This window comes from Alteriqipengyuania triglochinis (assembly GCF_054655655.1).
Genome location: NZ_BAAHNC010000001.1, coordinates 391386 through 409075, shown reverse-complemented (window position 1 = coordinate 409075; position 17690 = coordinate 391386). Strand labels below are relative to the sequence as shown.

The window sequence follows — 17690 nt, the reverse complement described above, 5'->3', positions numbered from 1 at the left end:
GACGGTCGATGAAAGCCAGCCTTACAGCGACGTTTCCTTGACGTGCTTCTTCTCTGCGTCCTCATGGACGTTCATGCCCAGCGCCATCTTGCCGACTTCGAGCAGGTTCATGTCGCCGTTCCAGATCTCGGCATCGCCCAGGTCCATGCGCAGGAACAGGATGTCGGGATCGTCCTTGCCGCCATCATACCAGGCTTCGACGAAGTTGTTCCAGAACTGGTCGAAGCGTTCCTTGCTCGTTTCCTTCACCAGCGTGCCGTGGAAGCGCGCGAACATGTCGTGATCTTCGCCTTCGAAGGTCGCGGTCGCCGCGCCCAACTTGGCGAAATCGCTCTTGGTGTGGGTGAAGAACCAGATCGAGCTGTTGGCATCCTTGTCGAGCTGCGCCGACATCGGCACCGCGCTCTTCGGGTCGCTATCGAGCTGGAGGAACAGGAAGGAACTGTCGGCCAGGGCCTTCCAGAATTTTTTGCGCAGTTCGTCGGCGTTGCCTTCTTTGTATCGCATTATCGTCTCCTTTGGGTTTGCAACGGACGAAGTGGGGAGATTGTTTCGACATGGACGAAGGACGGTAGTCTTCGGAGGCTTGCCGAAGCGGGCGGATAGGAACATAATAAGAACAAATGAGTCGTTCCGCTATGATCCCAGACCTTCCCATACCTGCTCTCGATACAGCCGCCGGGCTTGCCCGCGTCGCCCGCGAAGGACGCTGGCGGCCGGGGCTGGGCGCGGTTGCACAGGTCGAGATTTTCGCCTCCTCGCGCGAGGGGAGCGGGGCGGGAGCGGCGCTCGCGCTTGCGCGCGATGCATGGCGCTGTCGTGCGCGAGGGGAGGCGGAGGAGGCGGAAGATCGCCGGGCGGTGGTGTGGGTGCAGACCCGCGCCGCGGTGAAGAGCGGCGGCCGCCCGTTCCGCCCCGGTCTGCCGCAAGAGCTTCGACATCGCCTGATCCATGTGCTGGTCGAGAAAGACGAGGACGCGCTGTTTGCGCTGGAAGAGGCGGTGCGTTGCCGCGATGTTGCCTTTGTGATCGGCGAGATCGCCGGGGCTGCGCGCGCGCTCGATTTCACCGCGTCGCGCCGGCTGACGCTGGCGGCGGAACGGCACGGCGTCCCGCTGACGCTGGTGCGGCTCGACGGCACGCGCGATCTTTCCTCCGCGCGGCAGCGATGGGCGGTGCAGTCTGCACCCTCGGCAAAGCCGCAATGGAACCAGCAGGCACCGGGCGTTCCAGCGTGGCAGGCCGAATTGTTCCGCGCACGCAGCCATCCGCCGGGCACATGGCGGTTGAGCGAGGATGGCGGTAAACTGGTGGTGGAGCGGCAGATCCCTTTCCCCGTGCGGGGAGAGGATACGAAGGTTTGGTCGCGTAGCGGCCTAGCCGAAGTTGGAGAGGGGCGGACTGAGGCTTCGAACGCCGCATCCCCCTCTTCAGGCTTTGCTAGCTCCTTCGGAGCAAGCGTCGCCATCCTCTCCCCGAATGGGGAGAGGGTTCTTGGTTGAGCATGGCACCGCCCCGTCGCATCCTCTCGATCTGGCTCGCCGCTTTCGCGATCGACCGCTGGCGGCTTGGTGAGGGCTGCCCGCACGGTGAAGGTGCCGATGCGCAGCCGCTAGTCCTGATTACCGAGACCGCGCATGGTCCGCGCATTCAGGCCATGAACGGCGCTGCGCGGCAGGCAGGCGCGCGGACCGGCACCATGCTCGCCGATGCGCGCACGCTGTGCCCATCCATCGCCGCCGTGCCGGGTGATCCGGCAGGCGATCTGGTCGCGCTGGAAAAGCTTGCCGCCTGGGCGCGTCGATGGGGGCCGTGGTCGGCGCTCGATCCGCCCGACGGGCTGCTGGTCGATGTCACTGCGGTCGCGCACCTGTTCGGCGGCGAGGCGAAGCTGCTGGCGGATGTGCATCACGCCTTCGATACGCGCGGCTTCGCAATCCGCGCGGCGATCGCGCCCACCGCCGGCGCGGCGTGGGCGCTGGCGCATTACGGGCCGAATCGCAGCATTCTTGCGCCTCAGGACGACATGGAGGCACGCCTGTCCGAACTGCCGGCCGCCGCCTTGCGGCTCGACGACGACGTGCTCACCGTGCTGCGGCGGCTCGGCCTCAAGCGGCTAGGCGAGCTGGGCACGGTTGGCCGCGACGCGCTGCATCGCCGCTTCCGCAACCGCAAGTCGCCCGCCGCCAACCCGCTGCTCCGGATGGACCAACTTCACGGCCGGGTGCCGGAACCGCTGCTGCCGGTCGTACCGCAATCGGTGCCGCTGGTGCAGCGCCGTCTGATGGAGCCGATCCGCCACCGCGCGCTGCTCGATACCGTGCTGGCCGATCTGGCCGGCGACATGGTCCGCGAACTCGAAGGAGCGGGGCAGGGCGCGCGCCGCCTCGACCTCGGGCTGTGGCGGGTCGACGGGGAAGTCGTGGTCAGAACGCTAGAGCTGGCCGCCGCCACGCGCGACCCGGCGCATATTGTGCGGCTCTTCGGGGAAAAGCTGGCCGATATCGACGCGGGGTTCGGGATCGAGCTGGTTCGCTTGCGCGCCAGCTGGGCCGAGCCCGTGGCCGCAGACCAGGCCGATATGGAAGCGGCCGCCGAACGCCACGGCACCTCGCTGTCCGCCTTCGTCGACCGGCTGACCACCCGGCTCGGGGCCAGGGCCGTCAGCCGCCCGATCCTGCGCGGCAGCCATGTGCCCGAACGCGCGCAGCGCTGGCAGCCGCCGCTTGAGCCCGAACCGCCCGCGCAGGACGAGCTGCGCTTCCATGCAAGGCCTCTCAAGCTGCTCGACCGGGCAGAACCCATCGCGGTGCTCTACGCGACTCCTGATGGCTATCCGCAGAGGTTTCGCTGGCGGGGCGAGGTGCACGAGGTTGCCCGGGTTGAGGGGCCCGAACGGATCGCGCCCGAGTGGTGGCGCGAACGCGGCACTGCCCGCCTGCGCGACTATTACCGGATCGAGGACGATGCCGGGCGGCGGTACTGGATCTATCGCTATGGCATTGCCGGAGACGGGCGCGGAGGGGCGCCCGAATGGTTCATGCAGGGGCTTTGCGCCTGATGCCAGGCGCGCGAAGGGTGCCGGTCAGCTGCCTGCGAACGGGGTTCCGAACACGCCCACCGCAAGCTCTGCCCATACAAGCACCAGCGCCACGAGAATCGCGAGAACCGTTGCGACACAAAATGTCGGCCGCCCGATATTGCGGATCGCGAATTCGATGGCGAGCGCGGTTGTGCCCAAAAGCAGCGCCGCCATGCCGAAGTCCCCAAAGGTCCAGTGCACTTCGCCGGTAAATTGCATCGCCGCGAGCGGCGCGATGAGAATGGCGACGAAAGCCCCCCACAATGCGACCCGCCACAGGCGATTGCCGAGACCGGAATTGATCGAAAGATCGTTCATTCTGTCTCCCCTTCAATCGGATCATGCGCGATTGTCGATGCAAGAGCAATATCATGCCTCGCAGCTGTGTATAAGGCCAAGCGGCTGAAATCGTTTTTTTATGTTCCGGGCCAACGGGTCTGGTCATCGGCTGGAAGTGAACATATAAAGAACATATGGGCTCCGCACCGATCCTCGACAGGCTGAAGATTCTCGCCGATGCGGCGAAATACGATGCCTCCTGCGCGTCGTCGGGCACGGCGAAGCGCAACAGCACCAAGGGCGGGATCGGCTCGACCGAGGGGATGGGCATCTGCCACGCCTACGCGCCCGACGGGCGGTGCATCTCGCTGCTCAAGGTGCTGCTGACCAATCACTGCATCTTCGATTGCCACTACTGCATCAACCGCAAGAGCTCGAACGTGCGGCGCGCGCGCTTCACGCCGCAGGAAGTCGCGGACCTGACACTCAGCTTCTATCGCCGCAATTATATCGAGGGGCTGTTCCTTTCCTCGGGCATCATCAAGAGCTCCGACCACACGATGGAGATGATCGTGGAAGCCGCGCGGATCTTGCGCGAGGAGCATGATTTTCGCGGCTATATCCACCTGAAGACGATCCCCGAGGCGGACCCGGAGATCATTCACCGCGCCGGGTTCTATGCCGATCGCGTCTCGATCAATGTCGAACTCCCGACCGATGCCGGGCTGACGCGTCTCGCGCCGGACAAGAATGCGCGCCAGATCGAGGGCGCGCTGGGCAAGACCAGCAGCGACATCGTCGAGGCGAAGGATGCGAAGAAGCGCTTCAAACACGCGCCGCGCTTCGCGCCCGCGGGCCAGTCGACCCAGATGATCGTCGGTGCCGATGCGGCGAGCGATGCGGATATCGTAGGCCGGGCGAGCCGCCTCTACGACAGTTTCGGCCTGCGCCGCGTCTATTACAGCGCCTTCTCGCCGATCCCCGATGCCTCGGCCGTGCTGCCCCTGAAGCGCCCGCCGCTGATCCGCGAGCACCGCCTCTACCAGTCCGACTGGCTTATGCGGTTCTACGATTACCGCCCGCAGGAGATTATGCAGGCGACCGGGGTCGACGGGAATTTGCCGCTCGATATCGACCCAAAGCTCGCCTGGGCGCTCAAGTTTCGCGAGCGCTTCCCGGTCGACGTCAACCGCGCGAGCCGCGAGGATCTGCTGCGCGTGCCGGGGCTGGGCGTGAAGGCGGTGCAGCGCATCCTCGCCTCGCGCCGTCACCGGACCTTGCGCCTCGACGATGTGGCGCGGCTGACCGTGTCGCTGACCAAGGTGCGGCCCTTTATCTGCACGGTCGACTGGCGGCCCACCCTGCTGACCGACCGCGCCGACCTGCGCAGCCTGCTCGCGCCGAAGACCGAGCAGCTGGAGCTGTTCGCGGCATGACCATCTTCTCCCGTCACCCCTGCGCAGGCAGGGACCCAGATAACACAGGTGGCCTGGAGCGGCAGCGTCATCCGGACCCCCGCCTGCGCGGGGGTGACGATTTGGGGGAGACCTCATGACCGCGCTCCAACACGTCAAGCCCCACGCGCACTACACCGTCCAGCTGCCGCGCAGCGACGACTTCGCCTTCTGGCGCGAGCGGGCGCGCGCGCTGATCCAGTGCGATATCCCGCCCGACAAGCTCGCCTGGGTCGAGCCGGGCGGCAGCGGCGATCTCTTTTCGAGCGGCGGCATGCGCCTGCCAGAGCCACCCGCCGATGCCCCTCCGGTCCGCGCCAGCAAGCGCTACCTCAGCCTCGCGCAGAACGCCGCGCTGCATCGCGATCCCGCGCGTTTCGCGCTGCTCTATCGCCTGCTCTGGCGGCTCCAGCGCAATCCGCAGATCATGGAGGACAAAGCCGATCCGGATGTCCGCCGCGTGGAGGAACTCGACAAGAACGTGCGGCGCGACAGCCATAAGATGCACGCCTTCGTCCGCTTCCGGCAGGTGGAAGAGGAAAGCGGCGAAGAGCACTACATCGCGTGGTTCGAGCCCGAGCATCATATCCTGCGCGCCAATGCGGGCTTCTTCAGACGCCGTTTCGCGAGCATGCGCTGGTCGATCCTGACCCCGCAGGGCACACTCCACTGGGATGGCGAGAAGATGCGCGAAGGGCCGCCCGCGCAAAAATCTGACGCGCCCCACGGCGACCCGGTCGAGGACCTGTGGCGCACCTATTACGCGTCGATCTTCAATCCCGCACGGCTGAAGGTGGGCGCGATGCTTTCCGAGATGCCGCGCAAATACTGGAAGAACCTGCCGGAGGCCGCGCTTATCCCGGAACTGATCGCGGGTGCGCAGCAGCGCGAAAGCGCCATGGTGGCAGCGGGCGAACGCGATGACGGCGTACGTCCCGAAAGCCTGGAGGCGATCGGCGCTGCGATCGAGGGATGCCGCAAATGCCCGATCGGCTGTCTCGAAAACCGCGCGGTGATGGGCGAGGGGCCTTCCGATGCGGCGCTGATGATCGTGGGCGAGCAGCCGGGCGATCATGAGGACCAAGAGGGGCGGCCCTTCGTCGGTCCCGCCGGGCAACTGCTCGACGTGCATCTGGAACGCGCGGGTATCGACCGCGGTGCGGCCTACGTCACCAATGCGGTCAAGCACTTCAAGTTCACGATGCGCGGCAAGCGGCGGCTGCACCAGTCGCCCACCGCCAAGGAGATCGACACCTGCCGCTGGTGGATCGAGAGCGAGCGCGACTTGGTGAAGCCCAAGCTGGTGCTCGCCATGGGCGCGAGTGCTGCGCGCGGGATGCTAGGCAAGACGGTGAGCATTTCCAAGGTTCGTGGGCAGGCCATTCCGCTGGACGCCATTGATGGACTGGGGGCAAGCGAGCTGTGGGTCACCGCGCACCCTTCCTACCTCCTGCGTCTCGATGGCGAGGCGCGCGAAAAACAGGCCGCGCTGTTCGATACCGACCTCGCCGCAGTGCGTGCGCGGTTGGCGGAGCTGGCCGGGCAATGAGAAACTCCCTCTATCCCATCACCCCCGCGAGGGCGGGGGTCCAGTTCACCTCGCGCCGGTCGGTGAGGGTGGATGGATCCCTGCCTGCGCAGGGATGATGCGAGGGTGCGACCATGCCCGAGGCACCGCTCACCCCCGACAAGCGCCGGATAGAGATCGACCCCGATGACGTCGATCCGCCGTCGCACGCGCCTTTCGTCGAACTGGGGCTCGTCTCGTGCTTCAGCTTCCTGCGCGGCAGTTCGGACGCGGTCGATCTGGTGCTGACCGCGCGCGCGCTCGGCTACGACGCGCTCGGCATTGCCGATGCCAACACCATGGCGGGTGTGGTGCGCGTACATACCGAGGCGAAGAGGGTGAAAGTACGACCGGTTATTGGCACACGGATCGAGACGGTCGAGAGCCTGGCTTTCCTCGCTTTCCCGCGCGATCGCGCCGCCTATGGGCGGTTGTGCAGGCTGATCTCCGCCGGACGGATGCAGACGCTGGGCGGCGGGTGGCAAGGCAAGGGCGTGTGCGAGATATCACTCGCGATGCTCGCCGCGCATAGCGAGGATGTGCAGCTGGTGCTGCTGCCTCCCGGCGATCTGGATGTCGAGTTCACGATTGCGGTGCCGAGCAACGTCGTGCCGTTTCCAAGCGTCGAATCGGGCTTTCCGGACCAAGAGGTCACCGGCGCGTTGTCGAAGCTCCTTCCCCACCTGACCGCGCAACTCCCCACACTGCGCCATCTTGCCGCCGCCTACCTCTATCGCGGAGACGATATCGCCCGGATCGACCGGCTCGACGCGATGGCGCGCGAGCACAGCCTGTCGCTGCTCGCCACCAATGATGTCCATTACCACGCGCCCGAGCGGCGTCCGTTGAATGACGTCATGACGGCAATCCGCCACAAGACGACCGTGGAAGCCGCGGGGCACCTGCTCCACGCCAACGCCGAACGGCACTTGAAATCGCCCGAAGAGATGGTCCGCCTGTTCGCGCGCTGGCCGCATGCAATCATGGCGTCACGCGATATCGCCGATGCCTGCAGTTTCAGCCTCGACCAGTTGCAATACGAATATCCAAGGCGTGCCTATCCGGATGGCATGACCCCGCAGCAATATCTGGAGAGGCAGACGTGGCAGGGTGCAAACTGGCGCTATTCCAATGAGATACCTGCCAAAGTTAAGGCCACGCTTGAGTACGAGTTGGAGCTGATCGGCAAACTCGATCTCGCCCCCTATTTCCTCACTATCAAGGAAATCGTCGATTTCGCGCGTAGTCAGACGCCACCGATCCTGTGCCAAGGGCGCGGCAGTGCGGCCAATTCCGCCGTGTGCTTCTGCCTCGGCATCACCAGTGTCGATCCTGCCGAGCACCAGCTATTGTTCGACCGGTTTCTTTCCGAAGAGCGCAGCGAGCCGCCCGATATCGACGTCGATTTCGAGCATGAGCGGCGCGAGGAAGTCATCCAGCACATTTACAGGGAGTATGGGCGGCACCGCGCCGGGCTGTGCGCCACGGTGATTCACTATCGCCCGCGTATGGCGATCCGCGAGGTGGGCAAGGCGATGGGCCTGTCGGAAGACGTCACCGCATCCCTCGCACGCACCGTGTGGGGTGCCTGGGGACGCGAGATCGGCGAGGATCACGTGGCGGAAACGGGTATGGATATTACCGATCCTCACCTGAGGCGGGTTCTCACGCTCACTAGCCAAATGATTGGAATGCCACGGCATCTTAGCCAGCATGTGGGTGGTTTTATCCTCACCGATGGGTTGCTGAACGAGACCGTGCCGATCGGCAATGGCGCAATGCCCGATCGCAGTTTCATCGAATGGGACAAGGACGACATCGACGATCTTGGCATCTTCAAAGTCGATGTGCTCGCGCTCGGGATGCTGACCTGTATTCGCAAGTGCCTCGACCTGCTTGAGGACCACTACGACCGGCCGCTGACGCTCGCCACCGTCCCGCAGGAGGATCCGGCGGTGTACGACATGCTGTGCAAGGGCGATTCGCTCGGCGTATTCCAGGTCGAGAGCAGGGCGCAAATGAACATGCTGCCGCGCCTTCAACCGCGCCAATTCTACGATCTGGTGGTTCAGGTCGCGATTGTGCGCCCCGGCCCGATCCAGGGCGATATGGTCCACCCCTATCTCAAGCAGCGGCGATTGGCGCGCGCGGGAAAGACCGATTTCCAGCTTCCTGCGCCCGCGCCCGAGCATGGTCCGTCAGACGAGCTTTCCTCGATCCTCGGGCGTACTTTCGGGGTGCCGATCTTTCAGGAACAGGCGATGAAAATCGCCATCGATGCGGCCAAATTCTCTCCGGCAGAGGCCAATCGCCTGCGCCGGGCGATGGCCACGTTCCGCAGCCGGGGAATGGTACACGCGCATGAGGAAATGATGGTCGGGCGCATGATAGAGCGCGGCTACGACCCCGACTTCTCGCAGCGCTGCTTCGACCAGATCAAGGGTTTCGGGGAATATGGCTTTCCGGAGAGTCACGCGGCCAGCTTTGCGCACCTCGTCTATGTGTCGAGCTGGCTCAAGTGCCACTACCCGGCGGCCTTTGCGTGCGCTCTGCTCAACTCGCAACCGATGGGCTTTTACGCGCCCGCGCAGATCGTGCGCGATGTGGCCGAGCATGGCGTTGCGGTGCTGCCGGCGGATGTGAACGCTTCGGACTGGGATTGTACTTTGGAGGATATGCGGCGGGAGCTTGCCAAAAACGTCAGCCGTCGCCCCTGCGAAGGCAGGGGCCCAGCTGCCCTATCCGAAGATCGCAACTCTCATCTGGATCCCCGCCTTCGCGGGAATGACGGGGAAGGTGATGGCAACAGGGATGATGACGAGGGAAGCGAGGAAGGGGCGGACAAGGGCCGACTCGACAAGCACATCGCCCTGCGCCTCGGCCTACGCCAGATCGACGGCCTGCCCGAGCATGTCGCGGCCAAGCTGGTGGCGGAGCGGGTCGAGAACGGCCCCTACCGCGATGTCGCCGAGCTGCGCGACCGCGCGGGGCTTGCTCCCTCGCATGTCGAGCGGCTCGCCAGTGCCGACGCCTTCCAGTCGCTCAGCCTGCCGCGGCGCCAGGCGCTGTGGGATGCGCGCAGCCTGATTGCATCGCCCGACCTACCGCTGTTCCGCGCGGCGGACGAGCGCGACGAGGGGGCGGAGAAAGCGCGCACCGCGCTGCCCGTCATGCCGCTCAGCGAAGAAGTGGTCGCCGATTATCAGACCACCCGCCTCAGCCTGAAGGCGCATCCGATGGCCTTCCTGCGCGCCGACCTTGCGCAGCGCGGCTTCGTGCGGGCCTGCGACCTGCGGACACGCAAGTTCCGCAGCATGGTGCAGGTTGCGGGCGTGGTGCTGATCCGCCAGCGGCCGGGCAGCGCCAAGGGCGTGTGCTTCATCACGCTGGAGGACGAAACGGGGGTGGTGAACCTCGTCGTGTGGCCCGACCTCAAGGAAAAGCAGCGCAAGGTGGTGATGGGATCGCGGCTAATGGAGGTGCGTGGCCGGGTGGAGTACGACGACGAGGTGATCCACGTCATCGCCCACCACATGACCGACGCGACGCACATGCTCGCCCGGCTTTCCGAAGACACGCTGAATTACCAGCTGGCGCGCGCGGACCATGTGAACAGCCCGCTGCCGAGCGGCAAGATCAACCCGCGCGACGATCTGCGCGATGGGGCCGACGATCCGGCTCGCGAAGGCGCGATCCGCCCGCGCGACCTGATCGACGAACTGCCCAATACCGGCAGCCATCCGCGCAATGTCCGGATCATTCCCAAATCGCGCGACTTTCATTGAGGATGGCCGAACGCTTCCGCCTCCTCGAACGTCTCGCACGCAATGCCCGGATCGCGCGCCCCGCACCCGACTTCGCCGACGATAAGCGATGGATTGCCGCGCTCCTGCTGCTCGCACTGCTGGTCGGCGGGCGAGGGTGGCTGGCGGCGAATCCCGGCAGCAATCCGTGGGCGCCTCTCGACCTGCGCGACCCGCCTGGCTGGACGGCGCAGGCGAAGATCCTCGCCCTGCGCGACGATCCGGCCCAATGCCGCGCGGTGCTGGAGCGCAGCGAGGTCGCGTTCACCGCGCTCGACCCGGCGGGCGAGGCACCATGCCTGCGCGACAACCGCACCCGGCTCGATGACTTTCCCTATGCGGGCGCGCGGCCCGACACGACCTGCGCGATGGCCGCTGCGCTGGAGATCTGGCGGCGCGACAGCGTGCAGCCCGCTGCCCAGGAGATTTTCGGGCACGATGTCGCCCGGATCGAGCATTTCGGCAGCTTCAGTTGCCGCCGCCTTTACGGCCGCGACGAAGGGCCTTGGAGCGAGCATGCGACCGCCAATGCGATCGACATTGCGGGCTTCGTGCTGGAAGACGGCACGCGGATATCTTTGGTGAATGACTGGCAGGGCGATGGCGACAAGGCGCGCTACCTGCGCGCGGTGCGTGATGGCGCGTGCGCGAGTTTCGGCACGGTCCTGTCTCCCGATTACAATGCGGCCCATGCCGATCACTTCCACCTCGACCAGCAAGGCAGGGGTTTCGGCGGGGTGTGTCGTTAGGTCTCCTGCGGGCGCGGCGCCGTGAACCACAGCCACAGGGCCGCGCATGCCATGACCGCTAACCAGAGATAAAATCCCGCATGATGGGCGATAATGGGATTGGGACCGGAATCGTCGGGCAGAATGCGCCAGAATGCCGCACTCACGATGGCAAGCATAAGAAGCACTGCGAAGCCCCGCATCATCCTCCGCCCCGCCGCATCACCGCGCCAGGCGCCATATCCGAGAGCGAAAAGGAACACCGGGTTGGCAAAGGCAGCGAACTGAAAGATCGCCCAGCCAAGAAACATGCCAAGGAGCATGACCGACAATCCCGGGAATGTCTGATCTTCATTGACGTGTTCGACCGTCACGGCCGGGAGGAACAGTGTCGCGACCCATATGGCGATTAGCAGGCCCGGGACGGCGTAACGCAACATCTTCACACCGCTTCGAGTGCGTATCCGGCCGAACGTACGGTCCGGATCGGGTCTTTCGAGCCTTCCTGTTCGAGCGCCTTGCGCAGCCGCCGGATGTGCACGTCGACCGTCCGCAGCTCGATGTCGCTCCCCGTGCCCCAGACCCCGTCGAGCAGCTGGCCACGGCTGAAGACCCGGCCCGGGCTTTCCATGAAGAACTTGAGCAGACGGTATTCGGTCGGGCCAAGCTGCAGGCTGTGGCCACGCCGCTCTACCTTGTGCGCCACCGGATCGAGCCGGATGTCGCCCACTTCGATCGTCTCGCCTGCCAGGGCAGGGCGGATGCGGCGCATGACGGCGGCGACGCGTGCGAGCAGTTCGCGCGGGGAGAACGGCTTGGTCAGATAATCGTCCGCACCGGTTTCCAGGCCGCGCACCCGGTCATCCTCGGCCTCTCGCGCGGTCAGCATGATGATGGGGACGTGCGCGGTTTCCTTGTCGCGGCGCAGGCGGCGGCATACTTCGATCCCGCTGGTCCCTTCAATCATCCAGTCGAGAATGATGAGGTCGGGCACGTCCTCGCTCGCCATCAGCAGCGCTTCGTCGCCATCGGCGGTGACGCGGACCTGATAGCCTTCGTTGGCGAACCGGAATTCGAGAAGTTCGGCAAGCGCCGGATCGTCTTCGACGAGGATCAGCTTGGCTGAAGGCACTGGGAACTCTCGCTAATCGATGGATTTACTGGGTGGTAGAACGCGGCGAACCGGAGTCAACCGTCGTCGTCGAGTGGGTAGGAGCCGGTCGCGGCGAAATAGACCATTTCGGCAACATTGGTGGCATGGTCGCCGATACGCTCGATATTGCGGGCCACGAACAGCAGCTGCGCAGCACTTGAAATGGTCGCAGGATTCTCGACCATGTGGCTGACAAGATTGCGGAAAACGGAATTGTAGAAGGCATCGACCTTCTTGTCCGACGCGATCACCTCGCGCGCCAGTGCAGGGTCGCGTGCGGCATACGCGGTGAGTACGTCGTGAACCATCTCCGCCGCGACCTCGCCCATGGCGGGCAGCAGGGTCAGCGGTTCGAACCGGGTGCGCCCTTCGATCCGGCCGACGCGCTTGGCGATGTTCTTCGAATAGTCGCCGATCCGCTCGACCACGCCCGCGATCTTGAGCGCGGCGATCACTTCGCGCAAGTCGTCCGCCATCGGGGCGCGCAGGGCAATGATCTTGACCGCCAGCTTGTCGACTTCGGCTTCCAGCAGGTCGAGCTTGCGATCGTCCGAGACGATGCGTTCCGCCAAATCCTCGTCGCCGCGGATAAGCGCGTCGAGCGAACCTTCGAGCGCAGTCTCCGCCAGGCCGCCCATCTCGGTGATGAGGCCGCGCAGGCGCGTGATGTCTTCGTCGAAGGCTTTGACGGTGTGCTCGGCGTTCATCCGTAACGTCCCGTGATGTAATCCTTGGTGCGTTCTTCGCGCGGATTGGTGAAAATCTCGTCAGTGGGTCCGTATTCCACCATCTTTCCGAGGTGGAAGAAAGCGGTTCGCTGCGACACGCGGGCAGCCTGCTGCATCGAGTGGGTGACGATCACGATGGCGTAGCGGCCCGCGAGTTCGTCGATCAGTTCCTCGATCTTGGCGGTCGCGATTGGATCAAGCGCGGAGGCCGGCTCGTCCATCAGGATGACCTCGGGGTCGACCGCGATCGCGCGGGCGATGCACAGGCGCTGCTGCTGCCCGCCCGAAAGCGCGGTGCCCGATTCGCCGAGCCGGTCCTTCACCTCGTTCCACAGACCTGCGCGCTGGAGCGAACGCTCGACGATTTCGTCCAGTTCGCTCTTGCTGTCCGCCAGGCCGTGGATCTTGGGGCCATAGGCGATGTTTTCGTAGATCGACTTGGGGAAGGGGTTGGGCTTCTGGAAGACCATCCCGACGCGTGCGCGCAGCTGCACCACATCCATGCCGCTGGAATAGATGTTCTCTCCGTCGAGCTCGATAGTGCCCTCGACCCGCGCGGAGGCGATCGTGTCGTTCATGCGGTTGAGCGTGCGCAGGAAGGTCGACTTCCCGCAGCCCGACGGCCCGATGAAAGCGGTGACGAACTTGATCGGAATGTCGATCGAGACGTCGTCGATGGCCTTCTTGTCCCCGTAGTAAACGGAGACATTGCGGGCGCGCATCTTGGTCTCGGCCTTGTCGTCCATGTCGTGAATTACGGTCACCAGGTTTTCTCGAACTTGTTACGCAGGTAGATGGCGAGGGCGTTCATGACGAGCAGGAACACCAGCAGGACGATGATCGCCGCGCTGGTCCGCTCAATGAAGCCGCGGTCGATTTCGTCCGACCATAGGAATATCTGCACCGGCAGCACGGTGGCGGGCGAAGTGAACCCGTCAGGCGGGGTCGCCACGAAGGCGCGCATGCCGATCAGCAGGAGCGGCGCGGTTTCGCCCAGCGCGCGGGCCATGCCGATGATGGTGCCGGTAAGGATGCCGGGCAGGGCGAGCGGCAGGACATGGTGAAACACCACCTGCACGGGCGATGCGCCGACCGCCAGCGCGCCGTCGCGAATCGACGGCGGCACCGCCTTGATCGCGTTGCGGCCCGAAATGACGATCACCGGCATGGTCATCAGCGCCAATGTCATGCCGCCGATGAGCGGGGCGGAGCGCATATTGGGGAAGATCCACAGGAACACCGCTAGGCCGAGCAGGCCGAAGATGATCGAAGGCACCGCAGCAAGATTGTTGATCGATACCTCGATGATTTCGGTCCAGCGGTTCTTCGGCGCGTATTCTTCCAGATAGAGCGCTGACAGCACGCCGATCGGGAAGGCTAGGACGAGGGTGACGATCATTGTCAGGATCGACCCCTTGAGCGCGCCCCAAACCCCGACCTGTTGCGGATCGGTCGCGTCGGAACGGACGAGGAAGCCCCAGTCCAGCCGCTTGGCGAGACGGCCCTCGCTCACCAGCCGTGCGGCGAGCGCCTGCATCTCGGCCGAACCTTCGCCGTCGAGGCCCATGGCAAGATCGCCGCTGGCCGGCAGCCAGAAGCTCTCCTGCCCCTGGATCAGCGACGGATTGCCGCGTAGCTCCTCAGCCACCTGGCGCCAAGCATCCTCGCTCAGTTGCGCGGCGCCCGCCTCGCCCAGTGCCTGTTCGGCCGAGTAGGCGACGATCTGCGGCAGGCCCTGCATTTCCAGTGTCTGGACGGCGGTGGGCTGGCTGAGCGTCGCTTCGTCGCCCGCAAGGCCCGATGCGGAAAAGTCGATCGGCACCTCGAGCTCGGCGCGCTGGAAGCCGCCGACCCCGTTGATGGTCATGTTGCCGAGCAGGATGAACAGGATCGCGATCGACACCAGGATCGCGAACAGGCCGAACAGCTTGAAACGCTTCTCCGAGGCGTAGCGCTTCTTGAGGCGTTTCTCGAACGCCTCCGAGCGGGTGGGCCGTCCGCCCTCGAGTGCTGCAGGATCACTCATTACTCATACGCCTCCCTGAAGCGTTTCACGACGCGCAAGGCGATGAAGTTCAGCAGCAGCGTCACCATGAACAGCACGAAGCCGAGCGCGAAGGCGCTGAGCGTTGCGGGATGGTCGAAGCTTCCCTCGCCCGTCAGCAGGGCGACGATCTGGACCGTGACGGTGGTCATCGCTTCGAGCGGATTGCCCGTCAGGTTGGCGGCGGTGGAGGCCGCCATCACCACGATCATCGTCTCGCCGATCGCGCGGCTGACCGCCAGCATGACGCCGCCGACGATGCCCGGAAGCGCCGCGGGGATCAGCACCTTCTTGATCGTTTCGGACTTGGTTGCACCCATCGCCAGGCTGCCGTCCCGCATGGAACCGGGTACGGCGGCGATGCTGTCGTCCGCCATCGAAGAGACGAAGGGAATGATCATCACTCCCATTACGAGGCCCGCGGCCAGCGCGCTTTCGGACGAGGCGTTGGTGATGCCCACCGCCTGCGCCGCATCGCGGATTGCCGGGGCCACGGTGAGCGCGGCGAAATAGCCGTAAACCACGGTCGGGACGCCGGCGAGCACCTCCAGCGCGGGCTTGATGATCTTGCGCCAGCGCGTGCTGGCATACTGGGTCAGGTAAATCGCGCTCATCATGCCGAGCGGGATCGCGACGATCATGGCGATGATCGCGCCGATGAAGATCGTGCCCCAGAACAGCGGAATCGCGCCGTAGCGATCGCCCTGCGGTGCGGCAGGATTGGCCATCGGGTCCGGATTCCAGCTCAGGCCGAAGAGGAAATCGATCGGCGAGACCATGCCGAAGAAGCGGATCGTCTCGAACACCAGGCTGGCAAGGATGCCGAACGTAGTCAGGATGGCGACCAGCGATGCGAACAGCAGCACGCCCATCACGATGCGTTCCACCTTCACCCGGGCGGTGAATTGCGGTTTCAGGCGGCTGAAAGCCCACAGGCCGAGGATGATCGCCATCACCAGCCCGAAAGCGAGGCCGACGAAGCTATAGAACTGGCTCGCTTCGCGGAACGGTTCGATCAGGGCCTGCGCTGCGGGATTGAACACCGCGTCGGCATTGCCGTTCGCCACTGCGCGCGCTTCCGCCAAGATGGACTGGCGCTGGAAGCCGAAGGCCGGAAGATCCTGGGCCGCGGGCGAGGCGAGGACCCATTGTTCGACCAGAACGGGCGAGAGCACGCTCCACACCAGCGCGAACAGCGCCAGCGGCGCGGCGACCCAGATCGCCACGAACCATGCGTGGTAGCCCGGGCGCGACACGATTCGCGGCGCATCGGGCGTACGGTCGAACGCCCGCGCCCTCGCGCGGCCGGCGAGCCACCCGGCAAGGCCGAGGCCGATGGCAAGTAAGAACAGAAAAGCGGGAGACATGCTGTGGGCGGACCCCTTACGTCCTGCGGGGGCTTGGTATCGCCCATGCGACTATGCCCCCGTGTGTTCGTCCAGAAATCACCTGAATTGCCGCTCGGCAAGCGGCATGCAAACCCCGTTGTTGAAACTATGTGGCAGTCTCATGACAATCGCGGTTCCTCCGTCGCATTCGTGGTTTCGTTGGTGGCGTCCGGCTTGGGTAATTCCGGTGTCGGCAGATCGCTTTCGCTTAGTCTTTCGCGCGGCAGCCTGACGGTCACGATCGTCCCGCGCCCGACCTCGCTGTCGATATCGAGCCGTCCGTGGTGGCGTTCGATGATGTGCTTGACGATGGCAAGCCCCAAGCCCGTGCCGCCCGAGAGGCGACTGCGGCCGGGATCGGTGCGATAGAATCGGCGGGTGAGGTGCGGGATGTGCTCGGGCTCGATCCCTTCGCCGCGATCCTCGACCTCCAGCCTCGCTTCGCCCAGAGCTGATTCGCTAAGGCGCACGCTGACCGGCGCATCGGGCCCGCCATATTTCAGCGCATTGTCGACCAGATTGCGCACCAGCTGTTCGAGCTGCTGCGAATCACCCAGCACGAGATAATCGCCATCCGCCTCGAAAGTGATCCGGCCCGCCCGTTCGATCCCGGCACCTTCACGCGCCGCACGCTCGACCAGAGAATTGAGATCGACCGCGGTGTCCGGCCGGTCGTGCTTCTCCGCCTCCACGCGCGAAAGCGACATCAGGTCGCTGACCAGATTCTGCAGGCGCCGCGCCTCGCGGTGGATCGTGTCGAGGAATTTGCGCGCTGTATGCTCGTCGATATCCTCGGGATGTTCGCTGAGCGTTTCGACATAGCCGATGATCGAGGAAAGCGGCGTGCGCAGTTCGTGGCTGGCATTGGCCACAAAGTCGGTATGCGCGCGGCTGACGTCCGATTCGGCGGTCTTGGAAATGAGTTCGATGACGGCGGTGCGGTCGTCGATCTCGTAACGGCTGACCCGCCATACGTCCTTGCGCCGCACGAGCCCGGTCACGATCGCCTCGCCGTGCCGTTCGCCATCCATCAGCGCGATGGCGCGCGGGTGCCGGATCGCGACGCGCACGTCCTGTCCGATCACGTGCGGGCCGAGCAGGCGTCGGGCCGAGGCATTGGCGATGACCACGCGCTTGCGATCGGTCAGCAGCAGGGGGGAGTGCGCGTGCTCGATCATCTCGGTCAGGCTCTCGCGCGACAGGCCCTCGGCCCGCGAATCGACAGCCACCTTCCGCTCGGGCGGCTGACTGATCCACAGCGTCAGCGCCCAGACCAGCCACACGGCGAGCGCATAGGCGACAGGGATGCCCGCGAGCATCAGCAACAGCGCGCTGCAGGTGGCGATCACGATGCCGGGCCACGGGAATGCGAGCGGCTTGTGCATGGAGGGGCGCCTAGGGCGTTTCGCGCGCGTGCGCCAGTGCCGGTTGCGGTGGCTCCCCGAAAAGCGATAGCGCCGCCCG

Annotated in this window: 15 protein-coding genes; 6 read left to right on the top strand and 9 right to left on the bottom strand. The window is 65.1% G+C overall.

Annotation, left to right across the window (positions count from 1 at the left end; translation table 11 throughout):
- Positions 1–21 precede the first annotated feature (21 nt).
- Positions 22–507 carry a pyridoxamine 5'-phosphate oxidase family protein gene (locus ACYQ0L_RS02080; RefSeq protein WP_459787269.1) on the bottom strand — a complete coding sequence of 162 codons (486 nt, stop codon included), beginning with the start codon at positions 505–507 and terminating at the stop codon, positions 22–24.
- Positions 508–638: 131 nt separating this feature from the next.
- Between ACYQ0L_RS02080 and ACYQ0L_RS02075 the strand changes: the two genes are divergently transcribed.
- Both ACYQ0L_RS02075 and ACYQ0L_RS02070 read left to right on the top strand, forming a co-directional pair.
- Positions 639–1502, top strand: coding sequence for a hypothetical protein (locus ACYQ0L_RS02075; RefSeq protein ID WP_459787268.1), 864 nt, complete (start codon positions 639–641; stop codon positions 1500–1502).
- A gap of 2 nt (positions 1503–1504) precedes the next feature.
- Positions 1505–3061 (top strand): DUF6504 family protein, encoded by a 1557-nt coding sequence (locus ACYQ0L_RS02070; RefSeq protein ID WP_459787267.1) that lies wholly within the window; start codon positions 1505–1507, stop codon positions 3059–3061.
- 24 nt (positions 3062–3085) lie between these two features.
- Here the strand turns inward: ACYQ0L_RS02070 and ACYQ0L_RS02065 are convergent, their stop codons facing one another.
- A complete protein-coding gene (locus ACYQ0L_RS02065; protein WP_459787266.1) occupies positions 3086–3400 on the bottom strand; it encodes a hypothetical protein in 315 nt (104 codons plus the stop codon).
- A 155-nt stretch (positions 3401–3555) separates the two neighbouring features.
- Here ACYQ0L_RS02065 and ACYQ0L_RS02060 point away from each other — a divergent pair, with 155 nt between their 5' ends.
- From ACYQ0L_RS02060 to ACYQ0L_RS02045, 4 genes are all read left to right on the top strand, one after another.
- Positions 3556–4797 carry a putative DNA modification/repair radical SAM protein gene (locus ACYQ0L_RS02060; protein ID WP_459787265.1) on the top strand — a complete coding sequence of 414 codons (1242 nt, stop codon included), beginning with the start codon at positions 3556–3558 and terminating at the stop codon, positions 4795–4797.
- 115 nt (positions 4798–4912) lie between these two features.
- The gene (locus ACYQ0L_RS02055) at positions 4913–6364 is read left to right on the top strand and encodes a UdgX family uracil-DNA binding protein (RefSeq protein WP_459787264.1); all 1452 of its coding nucleotides are present in this window, start codon (positions 4913–4915) and stop codon (positions 6362–6364) included.
- Between the two features lie 113 nt (positions 6365–6477).
- Positions 6478–10167 carry an error-prone DNA polymerase gene (locus ACYQ0L_RS02050; RefSeq protein WP_459787263.1) on the top strand — a complete coding sequence of 1230 codons (3690 nt, stop codon included), beginning with the start codon at positions 6478–6480 and terminating at the stop codon, positions 10165–10167.
- Between the two features lie 2 nt (positions 10168–10169).
- Positions 10170–10934, top strand: coding sequence for an extensin-like domain-containing protein (locus tag ACYQ0L_RS02045; protein WP_459787262.1), 765 nt, complete (start codon positions 10170–10172; stop codon positions 10932–10934).
- Here ACYQ0L_RS02045 and ACYQ0L_RS02040 read toward each other — a convergent pair.
- From ACYQ0L_RS02040 to ACYQ0L_RS02010, 7 genes are all read right to left on the bottom strand, one after another.
- Complete coding sequence (locus ACYQ0L_RS02040; protein ID WP_459787261.1) at positions 10931–11353, bottom strand: hypothetical protein; 423 nt, start codon at positions 11351–11353, stop codon at positions 10931–10933. The two genes, ACYQ0L_RS02045 and ACYQ0L_RS02040, sit on opposite strands and share 4 nt — an antisense overlap.
- A gap of 2 nt (positions 11354–11355) precedes the next feature.
- The gene (gene phoB / locus ACYQ0L_RS02035; RefSeq protein WP_459787260.1) at positions 11356–12045 is read right to left on the bottom strand and encodes a phosphate regulon transcriptional regulator PhoB; all 690 of its coding nucleotides are present in this window, start codon (positions 12043–12045) and stop codon (positions 11356–11358) included.
- A gap of 56 nt (positions 12046–12101) precedes the next feature.
- Positions 12102–12773 (bottom strand): phosphate signaling complex protein PhoU, encoded by a 672-nt coding sequence (phoU, locus tag ACYQ0L_RS02030; protein WP_459787259.1) that lies wholly within the window; start codon positions 12771–12773, stop codon positions 12102–12104.
- Positions 12770–13540, bottom strand: a complete 771-nt coding sequence (gene pstB, locus ACYQ0L_RS02025) for a phosphate ABC transporter ATP-binding protein PstB (protein ID WP_459788014.1) — start codon at positions 13538–13540, stop codon at positions 12770–12772. Before pstB ends, phoU begins: the two co-directional genes overlap by 4 nt.
- A 14-nt stretch (positions 13541–13554) precedes the next feature.
- Positions 13555–14820: a phosphate ABC transporter permease PstA gene (gene pstA / locus ACYQ0L_RS02020; protein ID WP_459787258.1), complete on the bottom strand. Its 1266-nt coding sequence runs from the start codon at positions 14818–14820 to the stop codon at positions 13555–13557.
- The gene (gene pstC / locus ACYQ0L_RS02015; RefSeq protein ID WP_459787257.1) at positions 14820–16205 is read right to left on the bottom strand and encodes a phosphate ABC transporter permease subunit PstC; all 1386 of its coding nucleotides are present in this window, start codon (positions 16203–16205) and stop codon (positions 14820–14822) included. The genes pstA and pstC overlap by 1 nt, the downstream gene beginning before the upstream one ends.
- Before the next feature lie 140 nt (positions 16206–16345).
- Positions 16346–17611, bottom strand: a complete 1266-nt coding sequence (locus ACYQ0L_RS02010) for an ATP-binding protein (RefSeq protein WP_459787256.1) — start codon at positions 17609–17611, stop codon at positions 16346–16348.
- Between the last annotated feature and the right edge of the window lie 79 nt (positions 17612–17690).

Bases quoted from the DNA above. Each gene is read 5' to 3' on its own strand.
- ACYQ0L_RS02080 (WP_459787269.1), bottom strand. From the start codon at position 507: ATGCGATACAAAGAAGGCAACGCCGACGAACTGCGCAAAAAATTCTGG.
- ACYQ0L_RS02075 (WP_459787268.1), top strand. From the start codon at position 639: ATGATCCCAGACCTTCCCATACCTGCTCTCGATACAGCCGCCGGGCTT.
- ACYQ0L_RS02070 (WP_459787267.1), top strand. From the start codon at position 1,505: ATGGCACCGCCCCGTCGCATCCTCTCGATCTGGCTCGCCGCTTTCGCG.
- ACYQ0L_RS02065 (WP_459787266.1), bottom strand. From the start codon at position 3,400: ATGAACGATCTTTCGATCAATTCCGGTCTCGGCAATCGCCTGTGGCGG.
- ACYQ0L_RS02060 (WP_459787265.1), top strand. From the start codon at position 3,556: ATGGGCTCCGCACCGATCCTCGACAGGCTGAAGATTCTCGCCGATGCG.
- ACYQ0L_RS02055 (WP_459787264.1), top strand. From the start codon at position 4,913: ATGACCGCGCTCCAACACGTCAAGCCCCACGCGCACTACACCGTCCAG.
- ACYQ0L_RS02050 (WP_459787263.1), top strand. From the start codon at position 6,478: ATGCCCGAGGCACCGCTCACCCCCGACAAGCGCCGGATAGAGATCGAC.
- ACYQ0L_RS02045 (WP_459787262.1), top strand. From the start codon at position 10,170: ATGGCCGAACGCTTCCGCCTCCTCGAACGTCTCGCACGCAATGCCCGG.
- ACYQ0L_RS02040 (WP_459787261.1), bottom strand. From the start codon at position 11,353: ATGTTGCGTTACGCCGTCCCGGGCCTGCTAATCGCCATATGGGTCGCG.
- phoU (WP_459787259.1), bottom strand. From the start codon at position 12,773: ATGAACGCCGAGCACACCGTCAAAGCCTTCGACGAAGACATCACGCGC.
- pstB (WP_459788014.1), bottom strand. From the start codon at position 13,540: ATGGACGACAAGGCCGAGACCAAGATGCGCGCCCGCAATGTCTCCGTT.
- pstA (WP_459787258.1), bottom strand. From the start codon at position 14,820: ATGAGTGATCCTGCAGCACTCGAGGGCGGACGGCCCACCCGCTCGGAG.
- pstC (WP_459787257.1), bottom strand. From the start codon at position 16,205: ATGTCTCCCGCTTTTCTGTTCTTACTTGCCATCGGCCTCGGCCTTGCC.
- ACYQ0L_RS02010 (WP_459787256.1), bottom strand. From the start codon at position 17,611: ATGCACAAGCCGCTCGCATTCCCGTGGCCCGGCATCGTGATCGCCACC.